11 protein-coding genes are annotated in these 14,620 nt (G+C 51.3%); all 11 read left to right on the forward strand.

The window, feature by feature from the left end; genetic code table 11:
• Position 1: 1 nt before the first annotated feature.
• The 11 genes from BUC30_RS13245 (at position 2) to BUC30_RS13295 (ending at position 14,572) form a co-directional block, all read left to right on the forward strand.
• A complete protein-coding gene (locus tag BUC30_RS13245) occupies positions 2-427 on the forward strand; it encodes a copper resistance protein NlpE N-terminal domain-containing protein (protein WP_073425388.1) in 426 nt (141 codons plus the stop codon).
• Positions 428-439: 12 nt separating this feature from the next.
• The gene (locus BUC30_RS13250) at positions 440-1,204 is read left to right on the forward strand and encodes a LytR/AlgR family response regulator transcription factor (RefSeq protein WP_073425390.1); all 765 of its coding nucleotides are present in this window, start codon (positions 440-442) and stop codon (positions 1,202-1,204) included.
• A 51-nt stretch (positions 1,205-1,255) separates the two neighbouring features.
• Positions 1,256-2,566, forward strand: coding sequence for a signal peptidase I (gene lepB / locus BUC30_RS13255; protein WP_244536649.1), 1,311 nt, complete (start codon positions 1,256-1,258; stop codon positions 2,564-2,566).
• Positions 2,567-2,574: 8 nt separating this feature from the next.
• Positions 2,575-4,344 carry an Ig-like domain-containing domain gene (locus BUC30_RS13260; protein WP_073425393.1) on the forward strand — a complete coding sequence of 590 codons (1,770 nt, stop codon included), beginning with the start codon at positions 2,575-2,577 and terminating at the stop codon, positions 4,342-4,344.
• Positions 4,345-4,357: 13 nt separating this feature from the next.
• On the forward strand, positions 4,358-7,075 hold the full coding sequence (locus BUC30_RS13265; protein WP_073425394.1) for a helicase C-terminal domain-containing protein: 2,718 nt from the start codon (positions 4,358-4,360) through the stop codon (positions 7,073-7,075).
• A gap of 132 nt (positions 7,076-7,207) precedes the next feature.
• Positions 7,208-9,103, forward strand: coding sequence for a hypothetical protein (locus BUC30_RS13270; protein WP_073425396.1), 1,896 nt, complete (start codon positions 7,208-7,210; stop codon positions 9,101-9,103).
• Between the two features lie 147 nt (positions 9,104-9,250).
• Positions 9,251-10,231 (forward strand): SGNH/GDSL hydrolase family protein, encoded by a 981-nt coding sequence (locus BUC30_RS13275; protein ID WP_244536650.1) that lies wholly within the window; start codon positions 9,251-9,253, stop codon positions 10,229-10,231.
• Positions 10,232-10,341: 110 nt separating this feature from the next.
• The gene (locus BUC30_RS13280; protein ID WP_244536651.1) at positions 10,342-11,631 is read left to right on the forward strand and encodes a GGDEF domain-containing protein; all 1,290 of its coding nucleotides are present in this window, start codon (positions 10,342-10,344) and stop codon (positions 11,629-11,631) included.
• A gap of 9 nt (positions 11,632-11,640) precedes the next feature.
• Positions 11,641-12,012, forward strand: coding sequence for a hypothetical protein (locus BUC30_RS13285; RefSeq protein ID WP_073425400.1), 372 nt, complete (start codon positions 11,641-11,643; stop codon positions 12,010-12,012).
• 98 nt (positions 12,013-12,110) lie between these two features.
• The gene (locus tag BUC30_RS13290; RefSeq protein ID WP_073425402.1) at positions 12,111-12,947 is read left to right on the forward strand and encodes a TIGR02147 family protein; all 837 of its coding nucleotides are present in this window, start codon (positions 12,111-12,113) and stop codon (positions 12,945-12,947) included.
• On the forward strand, positions 12,944-14,572 hold the full coding sequence (locus tag BUC30_RS13295) for a carboxypeptidase-like regulatory domain-containing protein (protein ID WP_073425403.1): 1,629 nt from the start codon (positions 12,944-12,946) through the stop codon (positions 14,570-14,572). Before BUC30_RS13290 ends, BUC30_RS13295 begins: the two co-directional genes overlap by 4 nt.
• Positions 14,573-14,620: the final 48 nt, after the last annotated feature.

Raw genomic sequence — 14,620 nt, forward strand, 5'->3', positions numbered from 1 at the left:
CATGAAGTATGCCTATGTGCTAGCCGCAATGCTTTGCGGTCTTTTTGTGGGATGTTCCGAAGAAAAAAAGGAACCGCTTCCTGATTTGCCTCCCGTAGAAATCCCTGCGGATGTTTTTGGCTTTTATTCAGGCCGTATGCCGTGCGATGACTGTAACCAGCGCGGTGTCGATATGGACTTGTTCAAGGATGGCACTGTCCAGGCCGTTCAAATGACTTTGAAAGATTCTGTACAGGTCGATACGCTCCGTGGAACGTTCGTCTTTGCCGATAGCATTGTAAAGGTGTGTCTTTCGGATAATTCTATCCAATGGGCGTTCAAGCGCGATAGGGTCGGAAACCTTGCCTTCATGAAATTGGGCGATGTTTATCGCGATGCCGATGGCATGAAAGCGGTGCTAGTTCGATTCTATAAAAAGATTAAGTGAGAGCGGGAGAATATGTTTACAGCATTAATTGCCGATGATGAACCGTTAGCTCGTGTACGCATGCGTTCCCTGCTCGAAGCGTATTCGGGCGAAATCGAAATTTTAGGCGAAGCCTCTTCTGGCACGCAGACTATCCAGAAAATTCATGAACTTGATCCGGATGTCGTTTTCTTGGATATCCAGATGCCCGACATGGATGCGTTCGAAGTCCTGAAGTCGCTTAACGAAGATGATATCCCGCTTATTGTCTTTACGACTGCTTACGACAATTTTGCACTCCGCGCTTACGAAGAGAACGTTGTCGATTACCTCTTGAAGCCGATTGACCCTGAACGTCTGCAGGCGACGATGGGCAAACTCCGCAAGCGCATGCCGCACGAAAATGGGCAAGGTGTCCCGGCGGATTTCTCGTGGGACAAATTCAAGGAACTGATGAGTTCGAGCGGGCTCTACATGCAGCGTTTGCAGGTCAAGCAGTCCGACCGCATTTTGCTCGTGAACATGGACGAAGTCATCCGTTTCCAGAGCGAAGAAAAATACACGACCGCTTACACTACGACAGCGCAGTACGTGATTGACCAAACGCTTGTGGAACTCGAAAAGCGACTCGATCCGCGTCAGTTTGTCCGCGTTCATCGTGCTCACTTGGTGGCAATCGACTATATCGCTGAAATTCGCAAGACCGATGCTGGCCGCCTGTGCGTTGTGCTGCGCGACAAGAACCGTACGCAGATTACCGTAAGCCGTAATTTCGTAAAAACCGTTAAGAGTTTGTAATTTGGAGTTTTGATGGAACAGACACCTCAAAAAAAATCAGCAAAAGTTTTTTTGAAATCTTTTACACGTGAAGTTATTGTCCCTGTTGTCCTTGCGTTGATCGTTATCCAGTACGTCATTCAGGCGTTCCAGATTCCGAGTGGCTCCATGGAAGATTCTCTCAAGACGGGAGACTTCTTGCTGGGTCTCAAGTTCACTTACGGTTCCCCGATTCCATTCTCGAACCAGAAGTTCCCGGGATACGCCGAACCGAAACATGGCGATGTCGTCATCTTCCGCTATCCGGGCGAACCGGAATATCCCGATAACAATCCCAAGCGCTACACGCACTTGTTCAATGCCCTCATGCTGGGCAACTACTATTGGGACCATTCTCCTGAAAAGGATCAGCCGCACATTGTGCATTATGGCGATGGTCCGAAGGATTACATCAAGCGCTGTGTCGCTGTAAGCGGTGATACGGTTGCTGTTCATGGCGGTAAGCTCTTCTTGAACGGCAAGCGTCAGGATTCGCTCCCGGCATTCGGAAAGTGGACAGCCAGCATGCGCACGCTTTCGCCGCGTGATGAAGTCGAAGAATTTGTCGTGCCGTCCGTGGGCGATACGCTGTACGTCGATTCCCTCTCGATGGTGAAACTCTGGTGGCTGCGTTCGCTCGTGGCTCAGGAAAATCCGGATTCTTCCGTGCGTCTGGAACTTTCGCTTTTGCGCAATGGTCGTGAAAACAACAATTACGTTTTCAACGACTTTAAATTCCCGGTCGAAAATGACCGCGGCCTCTTGCTGAATGCGATGCTTTCGAGAAACCAGACGATGATCCAGCAGCGCCTTACGCTGGGCGATACGTTGTCCGGTGCGATGCCGTTCAGCTATTTCAGGGAACTCGCAAAGATTGGATTCTTGCCGATGATCGACCCGCACGATCCGAATTTGAACAGCGGCTTTACGCGCCCGGTCAGCTATGTGTCGTTTGAAGGCTCTATTCTCCAGGATCTCGAAGGCAACGTGAAACGCTTGAATGTGGTGGCGCCTGCCCAGGATTCTACGGACTCTACTGAAGTTGTCGAAAGCAACCATTTCGAAATCCAGCGCAATCTCTATATCGGTTCCGAAAAGATTGACCGCTATGTCGTGAAGTACCCGCAGTTCTTCATGATGGGCGACAACCGCGACAATTCCGCCGATAGCCGCTACTGGGGTGTAGTCTCGCTCCGCAACATCCGCGCAAAGGCTTTTGTCATCTACTTCTCGTTCGAAAATGATGACGCCAAGTTTGCTCTCGGTAACCCGCTCACTTGGTGGCGCATCCCGTTCCGCATCCGTTTCACTCGCATAGGCAAGATTATTGACTTGATCAAGTAAAGAAGCAAATGAAGTTTTCGAGTGTGGCATATTTCTTGGCGTCGTGCCTGATGATCGCAGCTTGTGCAACGCAAGTGGCTCCGACAGGCGGCCCCGAAGATAAGCTCCCGCCGCGTGTGGCTGGGGTTTTGCCTGCGCCAAAGACGGCGAACCACCCGAACGAACTTTATGTGAAACTGGAATTTGATGAATGGATTAATGCATCGATTCCTCGCGGTGCCATTACCATATCGCCTCCGATCGAAAAGAAGTTGCGCTACGAAGTTCATGGCAAGACGCTCGAAGTCTATTCGCGTGCTGAACTCGATACCGGTACGACTTATACTGTGACATTTGCTAGTGGCATCAAGGACTTGCGCGGAAACGCTCTTGCAAAGCCTTTCCAGGTCGTGTTCTCGACGGGGGCTATAATCGACTCGCTCACGTTGAGTGGTCGCGTGATGGTGAGCGATTCCCTTGTCCGCAAAAAAGCTTACCCAAGCGTCGGGCTTTATTTGATGGGCTCCGAACGCGAATCTAAGCGCTATCTTGAAAAGTACCGCGATACGACTACGAAGGTGCTTGATTCCCTCCCGATGCTCACGAAGGAAGAACCGCTTTACCTCACGGCTGCGGATAGCATTGGTAGCTTCACGTTTACAGGTCTCAAGGCGGGGCGCTACCGCGTTGTCGCTTTTGTCGATGGCAACGGCAATCATAAAATTGAACCGTCGTCGGAACTTGCAGGCGTCTGGGTCTCGGACTTGGTTCTTACGGAATCGACTTCGGACACGCTGTGGATAGCTCTTGCCGACCAGGATACTTCGCTTTTGGAAATGGGTACGCTCTCGCAGCCGAATGCCAATATTCTTGAAGCGAACTTTACGCGCCATGTGTATTTTGATTCCGCTTTTGCAGACACATCTAACTGTTACATGACTTCGGCAAATGGCGACACGCTTTACCCGCGATTTGTGTATCTCGGAACTTCAAGTGCACCGCGATTCTATTTTGACCCGAAGCCGAAAGATGAGGTTTTGTACAAGTTCCTTTGCCGTAGCGGTAAGGATTCCTTGAACCGCGCTTTGGATACTGCCCGTAACTACGCCGAAATTGAATGGAAAGAAATGGAAGGCGATACGCTTGCTCCGTCTATCCAGACGGTTAAGATTACAGGCAAGGCGAAAAAGGCTTTCCCGGATGATTCGCTTATCGTGATTTACAACAAGCCTGTGCTCGATTCCTTGAAGGACTTGTTCTTTATTGTCGAGAACAAGGATACGACTCAAGTGGAAGTGAAAAAGCTGGACCCGATCCGCTATGTCGTTCAGCGTAGTGAACGTTGGCCGACCGATTCCAAGTTCAGCTTATTGCGCGGCTATGCCGATACGACTCTTGCTAAAGCCGATAGCAATGGCGTCCGTGATACAGTGATCCAGACAAAGTACCAGAGCAAGCTTGTGTTTGAAACTATTTCCAAGTTAAAATTTGGTTCGATGGTGGGGAGAATCCCTGGCGCAAAAAGTGGTGCCATAGTTCGCCTCAAGTCTGCAGAGACAGGGAAGTTTGAATATGCAAAGTGCTCCGCTCATGGGGCGTTTGCCTTTAACGATCTCGTTGAGGGCGATTACATTATTGACTATTATTATGCAGAGGAAGGCTCGGATTTGCCAAGTGGCGGTTCCTTGCAGCCTTTCAAATACGGATCTGCATGGCGCGCTCCGCTTGATACGTTAAAGATCAAGAGTGGACCAAACGATTTAGATCAACTGATGCCGAACCTTCCGGCATTGCCTTAAAGGATGGATTAAGATGGTAAAGATTCCAGCATTTGTAGCGCTTGACTTGGAAACGACAGGTCTCGATTTCGAAAAAGACGAAATAATCGAGGTCGCGCTTGTTCGCTTTGAAAATGGCGAACCGAAGGAAAATCTCGATTTTCTGGTGAAGCCGTCTTCTGCAGAGCTTCGCCCCTTTATCGAAACGCTCACTGGAATCAACAAGGCCGACTTGGAAAGTGCTTCGGACTTTGCAACGATTGCAGGTCAGATTTGCTCTTTCGTTGGTGACCTCCCGATTGTCGCGCACAATGCCGTTTTCGATTCCAAGTTCTTGAAGCAGACTTTTACGAAGGTCGGGATTTCTTACGATTCTCACGTGTTCTGGGATTCGCTCACGCTTTCGCGCATTGCGTTTCAGGATGTGCCGAACCATCGCCTCGATACGCTCGTGCAGGAACTGAACATTGAACGTAGCCGCGCCCACCGCGCCTTGCCCGATGCCGATGCTTGCGGACGCTTGTTTGTGAAGGCTCTCGAAAAGATTTCTACGATGGACCCGTGGATTTACGATGCCCTTTCTAAAGTGGCTAAGGGTTCTGGCTACGAAACGCTTTTCACCTCGAAAGTTGAAAAGCTTTCTCCTCCGAAGTACAATTTGCCCGTTGCTCCTGCTTTGGAAGCTTTGCCCAAATCCAGGGCTCCGCGCGTAAGCGAGTTCTTCAAGGAAGGTGGTTTTATCTCGTTTGTCGTCGATGATTACAAGCCGCGCCACAACCAGCAGGATTTCGCCTCGGTCATGGAACGTAACATGTACAAGGGTGGCCTCTGCGTGCTCGAAGCTCCGACCGGTTCTGGAAAGACTCTGTCTTACCTCATTACCGCAGCAAACAAGGCTATCACGGGTGAACGCGTGCTCATCAGTACGGCAACGCGCACCTTGCAGGAACAGCTTTGGACAGAAGCAATTCCGCAGATTGCAAAGATTTACAATGGCGAACTCCGCCCGGCTATTTTGAAGGGCCGCGACAATTACCTTTGCCTCCGCAAGTTCGAAGAACTGCTGATGCACCCGCAAACGCTCCTCTCCGCCGAAGAACGTGATTCCTTCATGGCGCTTATCCCGTGGGTCCTCACGACCGAAACGGGCGACATCAACGAATGCAATTCCTTTAGCCAGAGCCGCAATCGTGTGCTTTGGTCTAAGCTCTCTTGCAGCGCTTCTTGCTGTAGCGGCGAAAATCACTCGCATCACGAAAACTGCCCGGCGCTCATTGCCAAGCGCAAGGCCATGAATGCAAATATGGTGCTTGTGAACCATTCGCTCTTCCTTTCGGACTTGCAACTCGATTTTGCATTGCTCCCATCTTACGAACACATCGTCTTTGACGAAGCGCACCGCTTGCCCGAAATCAGCAATCAGGTGTTTGGCCGTTCTATTTCGTTCTTCGGATTCAGAAATATCGCGAAGACGCTTGAGCCTTCCAAGGCGGGTGGCGATGGCCTCATTGCAGAAATTGCAAGCCGTATTCCGGCAGAACAGCCGGAACTTCACGAACTCTGCGACAAGCTTTCCGAAGCTCTGGGCGAGGCCGAAAAGGCTCTGCACCGCTTCTTCATGAAAATCGGCAAGAAGCTTGCCAAGCAGAAGAATGGCCGCAGCGGCTTTACGTACACGAATAGCATCCTCGCCGAATACGAAGCGGACCCGGCAACGTTCCTCGAACAGTACAATAATGCACGTGGCTTTGCTGAAAAGCTCGTTGCTGCCACAGCGAACATGGACGGTCTCAAGGGTATCGTGAGCGATCTCGATAGCCGCATGACTGAAATCGGCCACTTCATTTCGGACTTTGAATTTGTTACAAAAGCGGGCCGCAATGACTGGGTCTTCTACATGGAAGAACCGTTCAACCCGCATACCATCAAGCTGCATGCGCTCCCGCTCCACTCCGGTAATGTCTGGAGAGAAAAATTCTATCCGTGGATCAAGTCTGCAACGTTTACGTCGGCAACGCTTTCTGTGCAGGCGGACCTCACGTACTTCTTGCAGAAGATGGGCATGGACAATTTGCGCTTGGGCAAACAGCCGTTCGTGCGTGTTTACACCGAACAGTCCGACGTGAACGAACGCCGTTCCGTGATGGTTGCGAAGTTCCTCCCGAAGCCTTCGGCTCCGGAATTTGGCGATGCTTTGAACGATACGCTTTTGAAGGTGCTCCCGAATGTCGAAGAAAACACGATGGTGCTCTTCACGAGTGTTGCAACGATGATGAAGGCTCAGGCTGTGCTTGCCCCAGCATTTGCTGAACGCAACAAGCTCTTGCTCTGCCAGCATGTCGATGGCTCGCTCGATGGCCTTGTCGCGATGTTCCGCAAGGAACGCGGCGCTTGCCTGCTCGGCTGCCAGAGTCTCTGGGAAGGCGTGGACTTCCCGGGTGATGCACTCAAGCTGCTCGTTATCACCAAGCTCCCGTTCCCGAACCCGAGCGATCCGCTTGTCGCCGGACTCACGAACGAGATGAAGGCTGCTAACAAGAACTTCTTCAAGGATTACTTTATCCCGGAAGCTTACATCGAACTCCGTCAGGGCATGGGTCGCCTCTTGCGCAACGATTCCGACTCTGGCAAGGTCCTCATCTTGGACAACCGCGTTGTCCTCGAACGCTACGGCAAGACCTTCGCACGCATCTGGAATTTCAAGAACCGCATCGCAGGCTCCGTCTCCGACATCGAACGCTTCGTGAAGTAACCCGCGACATTGTCACCCCGGACTTAGTTATGCCCGCCACCGGCGGGCATTTCTCATACCTGTTCACGTGTGTAGCCCCTTAACTAACGGACCATTTTTTATTATATTTGGCTTCCTATTTTAAGGTGCATAATGTTTGATTTAAGTGCTTTTTTTGATGGAATGTCCAAGCCCTTGCTTCGTAACGCCCACGCGAAGGCGTTCGGCAAAAAGGGCCTTTTAAACAATGCTCTCATCCAGTCCGAAACGCTCTCTTACTATTCCGACAAGGAACGCGTTGCGGGACTCGTTTCCAAGATGGAATTGTGGCAGCGTCGCTGCCTGAACTTGATTTATAATAGCGGCTCTAGAGGCCTTGCGTTTAATGAACTTCGACTGACGGTTCCTGTGAGCAAGAACCGCGAACTTCAGACGTTCCTCCTCACGATGTGCCGTGAATACGTGCTTTACCGCTCTTTTGTGGGTGGCACCCCGATTTACATGGGCTTTAGCGATTTTATCGGTTGCTTTGACATCAAGCCCGAAGGCGAAATCGACACAACGTCTCCGCTGATTTCATACCAGAACCTTTTGGACTGGCATATTTGCGTCGTGCTCGCGAACGCAAAGAAGAAGCAGCTTCGCATCAACACGAACGGAACGCTCCATCGCCGTGGCCGCCAAATTTGCGCCGAAGTGTTTACCGCTTCCCGCCACGCTTCTGAAAAGGCCTGCGAACAGGAAATCTCGCTCATTTTCAGTTTCCTCGTGCAGAACGGCTGGCTTGAACGCGAAAACACCTTCTTGCTCCCGTCCGCATCCGCTATTGACTTTATCCACAAGAACGGTTTCCGTCTTCATCAAGACGTGATTTCCTGGTGGATCAAGGAGCGTTTCCATGGCGACCGCGACCTTTGCGCCCGCTTGCTTACTAGCATTGGCGAAGGCCTCTCCGCTGCTGACGCCGCACAGCTTTTCTGGGTAATGGATCCGTCCTACCGCTTGCAAGAAAAAAACAAGGTGTTGCCGTGGGAATTCCTGCCGCGCCCGCTTTGCGAACTTTGGATTTTGGGCCTTGTCGATTTCCGCATGGCTCAAGGCAAGGTGACTGCCGTTGTCGTGAGCAAGTCCGGCAAGGACTGGCTCGAAACCTCTATCGCTTCGATTCCTGAAGCAAACCTCACTGCACTCCCGAACTTTGACTTGGTCGTCTCGACCGGCATGGCTCCGCGTGTGCTCTATTCCCTCGCATGCTTGGCGAAAGTCAAGAACGACGAAACGTTCCTCTGCTTCACGCTCGAAAAAGAAACGTACGTCGCGGGCCTCAAGAGCGGTTTCCCGGAATCCGAAGTTGAAAATCTCCGCAGCTGGCTTAAGCCGCCTGAGAACGTCTCTTCGACACTTGCTGAATGGAACGCTTCGTTCTACGGCGCTAAGGTTCGCACCGCCCGACTCCTCAAGGTCGAAAGCAAGGAAGTGCTTAGCGAACTTTCCCGCTTCCCGCAGTTCATGGAATGCACCGAGGAATACATCCCGGGTTACGGCTTCATTTTGAATCCGGAACTGGAATCCCGTGCTTTCGAAATTCTCGAGAACTATGGCTTCTTCCCGTATGCTGGCGAATCAACCGAAAACCGCACGCCTGCCGCTCAAGAAGAATGGAAGGCCGAATTCTCGATTGCATGGCCCGAAGCAAAGAAGATTGACTACGAATTGCGCGACGAGGCTGACGAAGCCTCTGCCCAGGCGACGATGGATTCTACCAAGTACGGTAGTGTTTACCAGAAGTTGAGCACGTTCGACCTCGTGAAGGTACTCCGTTACGCAAAGACTGTGGGCACTCCGCTTGCTGCAAAGATCATGGACAAGACCAAGCGAAACGCAAAGCTCGAAGAAAAAATGTTCTACGTGCATGCGCTCCACCTCGCAAAATCCCCGTCGATGGTCGAAATTCAGGAAAGCGGCAAGGAAGAAAAGTTCTCGCTCGACCTTTCGTTTATTCAAGAAATCAAGGTCTTGAGCAAGAAGGCCGCCGCCCCGCAAGCGTAGCGGTTTTTACAACATTTTGCGTTATATTTTGTCATCCCCGCCGCCGTGCTGGGATGACTTTTTTCTATCATTCCTCCAATGAATTTCGTCCGCATATTCCTTTTCCTGGGTGCGCTTGCCGCGTACTCTTTCGGAGCATCCTCTTCTATGGAAAACCTTCTGTTCAATGGCCGCTGGGCCCATGATAACGGTGTAAGCCGCGCGAGTGCGCCTGCCGCATCCATCACGTTCAACGCCAAGGCTTCAAAGATTACGTTTACGGTCGAAGGCCATTCCCGCTGGCGCCTTGACCGCGACGGCAAGCAGATTGAACAGTTCGAAGTTGATTCCAAGGAAGAACGCTCCATCAAGGTTGAGGACGACGGCTCCTTCCACAAGTATCGCTTCATCAAGATTAGCGAAAGCGGCGTTCCCGAAATCAAGTTCTACGGCATTTCTGTCGATGGTGAATTTGGCGAAGCACCCAAGCCGTCCAATCGCCGCATCGAGTTCATCGGTGATTCGTTCACTGCGGGCTATGGCTGCGAAGGCTCCTCTGCCGAAGACGCACCCGAGTTCGACAAGACGAACGCCTCCAAGAGCTACGCCTACCTCCTTGCGAGCGGTTTCAATGCTGATTATCAGGTAAATGCCTACAGCGGACGCGGTCTTGTGCGCAACTATGACAATATGGTGCCCGAATGGACGTACGAAAGCCTCTATGATTACACGGTCATGGGCTCTGTGACCTCGTATCCGAAGCCGGAACGCTGGGATTTGGAAAAGTTCCACCCGCAGGTCATCGTGATTTTCGAAGGAATCAACGATTTTCAGGGCAATCCGCCATATGCAGATAAAGGAAAATTCAAGAAAGCATATGCTAAATTGCTTGATAAGCTCCGTAAGGCGCATCCCGACGTAAAATTCCTGCTCGTTTCCACGAAAGTATGGCCCAATGATGACCTTGCTCCGACCATAAAGTCAATTTACGACGCTCAAGTCGCTGCCGGTCACAAGGATTTGGAATATAAACACGTTCTCACATCGAATGTTGGTTTGCACGGACACCCCGACACCCATTCCCAGGAAGAACTCGCGAACACCTTGAGGCCCATAATAGCCCGGCTTGGACGGTGGCTTTCAAGATAATTTAGGCACGGAAAAAATCCTTTTTTATATATTTAGAAAACACTGATGCCAAAAATGGATATGTGATTATGTCTTCAAAAGTTATGAGAAAAGTTTATGCCCTTTTCAGGATGAATTTCCTGATTATTGTGCTTCTGGTAATTACTGCCGTAGCCATGTTTGCGTATAGGCATTTCTTAGACGACATCATGGAGATTAATCTCGGCGAATATCCGTACGTGGTCGCAAGTGCCGACTCCGTGGATGGCGGTACTTCTGCTATTTCCATGACGCGCACCGATAGCTCGGTCCTCATCGAGTATGAACTCCGTGAAGGCTATGCTTACCCGTATGTGGGCATCAAGGTCTATCTCGGCGATGGCAAGACCATGGGCCGCGACCTTTCCAACTACGACAGCATCTTCGTGTGGCTCAAGCCGCGTAACGAGGGTTCCGTCCGTCTTTACATGCGCGGTTACGATAGCGCTCTCTACCGCAAGAACGACGAAACTTCCCTCAAGTTCAACGAAATCGAATTTACTCCGACCAAGGAACCGTATCCGGCTGTGTTTGTCCCGCAGGAATTCCGCGTGGCTGGCTGGTGGGTTTCCCAGAACGAAATCAACGTCCACAAGGCTCGCGTAGACCTTTCGAATATCCCGCTTATTGAAATCCAGACCGGCACGAACGCTCCGCTCGGTTATGGTGGCTGGGAAGTCAAGGGGCTCCGCTTCAAGGGCAAGAAGATTTCGCAGGTGGACCTCGTGACGACGCTTGTCGCTCTCTGGTTTGTCACCTTCCTTATCATCTTGATCATCAGATTCTTTGATTACAGTCGTGAACGCGCTCTGAACAAGAAGAAGCAAGAAGAACTCAAGAAGAACCTCATTGCTCTCGAAATCGAAAAGAGCGAATACGAAAAGTCCAGCAAGGAAGACCCGCTCACGGGTTGCCTCAACCGCGCAGGCTTCAGCGGTGTGCTCCTCCGCGAACAGGAAAAGCTCAACCGCACGGGTTCTCCGGTCTCGTTCATGATTTTCGACATTGACCATTTCAAGAACGTGAACGACACTTACGGACATCTTGTCGGTGACGAAGTCCTCGTGAACCTCGCAAAGCTCGTGCAGGGCATGATCCGCAATACGGACTCGCTCGTGCGCTGGGGCGGCGAAGAATTTGTGATCTTGAGTGAAGACACGAGCATCCAGAATGCCGCGTTCCTCGCCGAGAAGTTGCGCAAGGCGATCGAAGCTTCGACGCTTATCACGCAGCAGCAGGTGACTTGCTCCTTCGGCGTGACCGAGATGGTGCCTGGCGAAGATCCGAAGTCTCTCATTGCCCGTGCGGACAAGGCTCTTTACTCTTCTAAGGAAAATGGCCGCAACCGCGTGACGGTCGCGACATTCAGGCGTAACCACTAAGGGTTCCCGATGGCTCGCGTTTGGCTTATTCTCGCAGTTTCGGTCTTGTGGCTCGTTTCGTGCTCCAAGCATCCGGAAGTGGACGACTTTAAGCAAATCCAGCTTCATTGGAATGCCGTTGACGAAGCGGCGGAATCGTCGGAGTCCAAAGACAAGTGCGTGATTGAAATCACATCGAAGGTGATGAGCGATCCGGTGGTGCTCAAGTCCAAGCTCGTCGAAATCTCTTACGAAGTCTTTTACCAGCTAGATGAAAAGGGCGCTCTCGTCTTTGATGGCCGCTGTGGCGACACTCGTTTTAGCGATTTGTTGGAGTGCTCCTGGCAGTCGACTTGCTCTGGCGGTTCGGCGTCCGTTGTAAAATTCCACAACGAACGATAACGGCGTACCCTAACCTATTGAACCATATATAGATATCTTTATAGAGGTTCAAACCGCCCGCATTGTCTAGTGTCGGCAGCTCGCCGTGAGGAATTTCTGTGAAACCGATTTTTGAATATACCGATTATCGCGAATGGATTAGGGATGCTTTTGAAGATTTCAAGAAGCGTAAGACCGTCATATCCTGGCGATACATGGCAATGAAGCTCGGCGCAGACCCCGGCAACCTCCTCCGTATTTCGCAGGGGAAAATCCACCTCGCTGTAAACTTCATCAAGCCGATGGCAGAGTTCTTTGAGCTTGACGAAAAGGAAACCGCCTACTGGTCGGAACTCGTGTACTTCGGCCGCGCGAAAAGCGACCAGGAAGCCTTGAACCATTATGAGAAGATGCAGGCGCTGAAGGGCATTCCTTTAAAGCGCCTTGCCAAAAAAGAACTTGAATTTTACCGCCATTGGTACTACAACGCTATCCGTTCTGTTATCGGTATTTGTAATTTTAAAGATGATTATGAAGGTCTTGCCGAATGCTGCACGCCGGCTATCACGGTGGAGCAGGCGAAGGATGCTATCAAGCTCCTGCATGACCTGAACATGATTTCTGAGGGTAAGGACGGGTACTGGAAAGTGAATGATACATTTGTGAGTACAGGTGGTAACTGGAGATCCGAAGCGGTTCGGACATTCCAGAAGGAGACGATTCGCCTTGCGGGTGAATCGCTGGAACGGCATGCGCCTCCTCTGCGCGATATCAGCACGGTGACGATGACGTTCAACATGAACGATATCCAGCTCATTCGTGAAAAGATCAAGGAGTTCCGCTCGGACTTGCTGCGTCTTTCACAGGATGGTACGGGTGACGATACGGTGTTCCAGCTGAACGTTCAGCTGTTCCCGCTTGCTTTTACTAAGAAACTGCAGGAGAAGTCAAAATGAAAAGGCTAGCCTGCATACTTTCAGCTCTTATGCTCTGGAGCTGCTCGGATAAGGTCGCAGGTGGCCCCGGCAGCGAAACGACGAACGGCATTGCTTACTTGGGCAATGGCGCTGTGGCGTCTTATGCACGTGTGGCTATCAGAAGTGTTGATCACACTTCGACGGCTGATAGTGCTACTAATGAACTTGTGAACGCGGACTTCTACGCAGATTCCCTCGGTAACTTCTCGTTCGAGGCTCCGGAAGGCAAGTACCGCTTGACGATTGTGTATGGCGGTTCTGCCTACACTGGGCTTTACTCGGGCGATACGACCTTGGGCAGCGTGAACCTTGAACCGACTGCGGCCCTTGGCGGCTTGGCGGATGTGCCTGAAGATTGCGACTTTGTCTGGGTGGGCGTGCGCGGCATGGATGTGCTTGTGCGCTCGGATTCGACCGGTCGCTTTATGCTCTCGCAGTTGCCGTCGAATGACTCGTTGCAGGTGTACTTCTTGCGCGGTGACGACAACACGGTCTATGATGACTTGTCTGTAAAGCTCTCGCCGAACGAAACGGAAATGATTGACCTCCAGCCGGAAAAGCCGGATCCGTACGCCGGGAAGGTTAAGTTTGTGGCGGTGGCAGATGGCAAGGTTGTTCCATATGCATCGCTTGCAATCCGCAAGGCTGACGCCCGTGTCGATTCTCTGCACGTGAGTAACGTCATTGCCGAGGCAGACGCCTATGCCGACAAGGATGGCCTCTTTGTCATTGATTCCTTGAAGTCTGGCGATTACCGCCTCACTGTAATGCAGTCGGGTGCCGCCTATTCCAAGGTGCTTTCGGCAAAGCAGATTGCAGAGCTTGATACGGTTAAGCTCCAGGAGACGGCAAATTACATGAGCCGCGTGACGCTCCATGCCGGCGAAAAGTATGCGTGGGTGGGAGTCTATGGTCTCGATGTCTTGACGAAGACGAACGAAGAAGGAACGTTTACACTCCCGACGCTCCCGACGAACGATTCGCTTGATATCTATGTTGTTACAACAAAGGATAGCTTGTATGTAACAAAGCGCATTGCGCCTTCCAAGGGCTCTGCTGATTTCGACTACCCGTATGTCGTGATGCAGGACTTCGAAAACGTGAAGGATACCGGAAACTGGTATTTTAGCACGGATTCTGTTGGCTCCAAGATTCTGTCCAAGTCGTTCGATACGGATAACGAGCGCAAGTCCAAGGTGTTCCACGGAAAGTACAACCTGGTGGGAACGAATAATATTTACGCTTGGGTTTTGACCGGCATGTTCCTCCGCGACGAAGGCTGGAACCTCTCCACGCTCGATTCTATTTCGTTCTATGCCAAGGGCTCGGGCCAGATTCGCGTGTCTCTTGAAAACTGGACCCGTGAATCCGAAGTCGCAGGACTCTCGCTCAAGGCCGCCTCGGAATGGAAGGACCTGAATTCGCAGAAATGGACGCGTTACGTCGTGAAATACGATGACCTGTGCTATACCGCCCAGGATGTAAGCAACTGCTATATCGCATGGAATACGCTCAAGGACGATGTCCGTCAGCTGCATTTCTTCGTAAGAAATGGAACAGAATTCTATCTGGACGATATAGTGCTCTATGGCGCTCTTTTCTAAGATTTAAGTTTTTAATACTAATAGAAAATTAATCTGTTTTTACGAGCA

The organism is Fibrobacter sp. UWB7 (assembly GCF_900142945.1).
Classification (GTDB): domain Bacteria; phylum Fibrobacterota; class Fibrobacteria; order Fibrobacterales; family Fibrobacteraceae; genus Fibrobacter.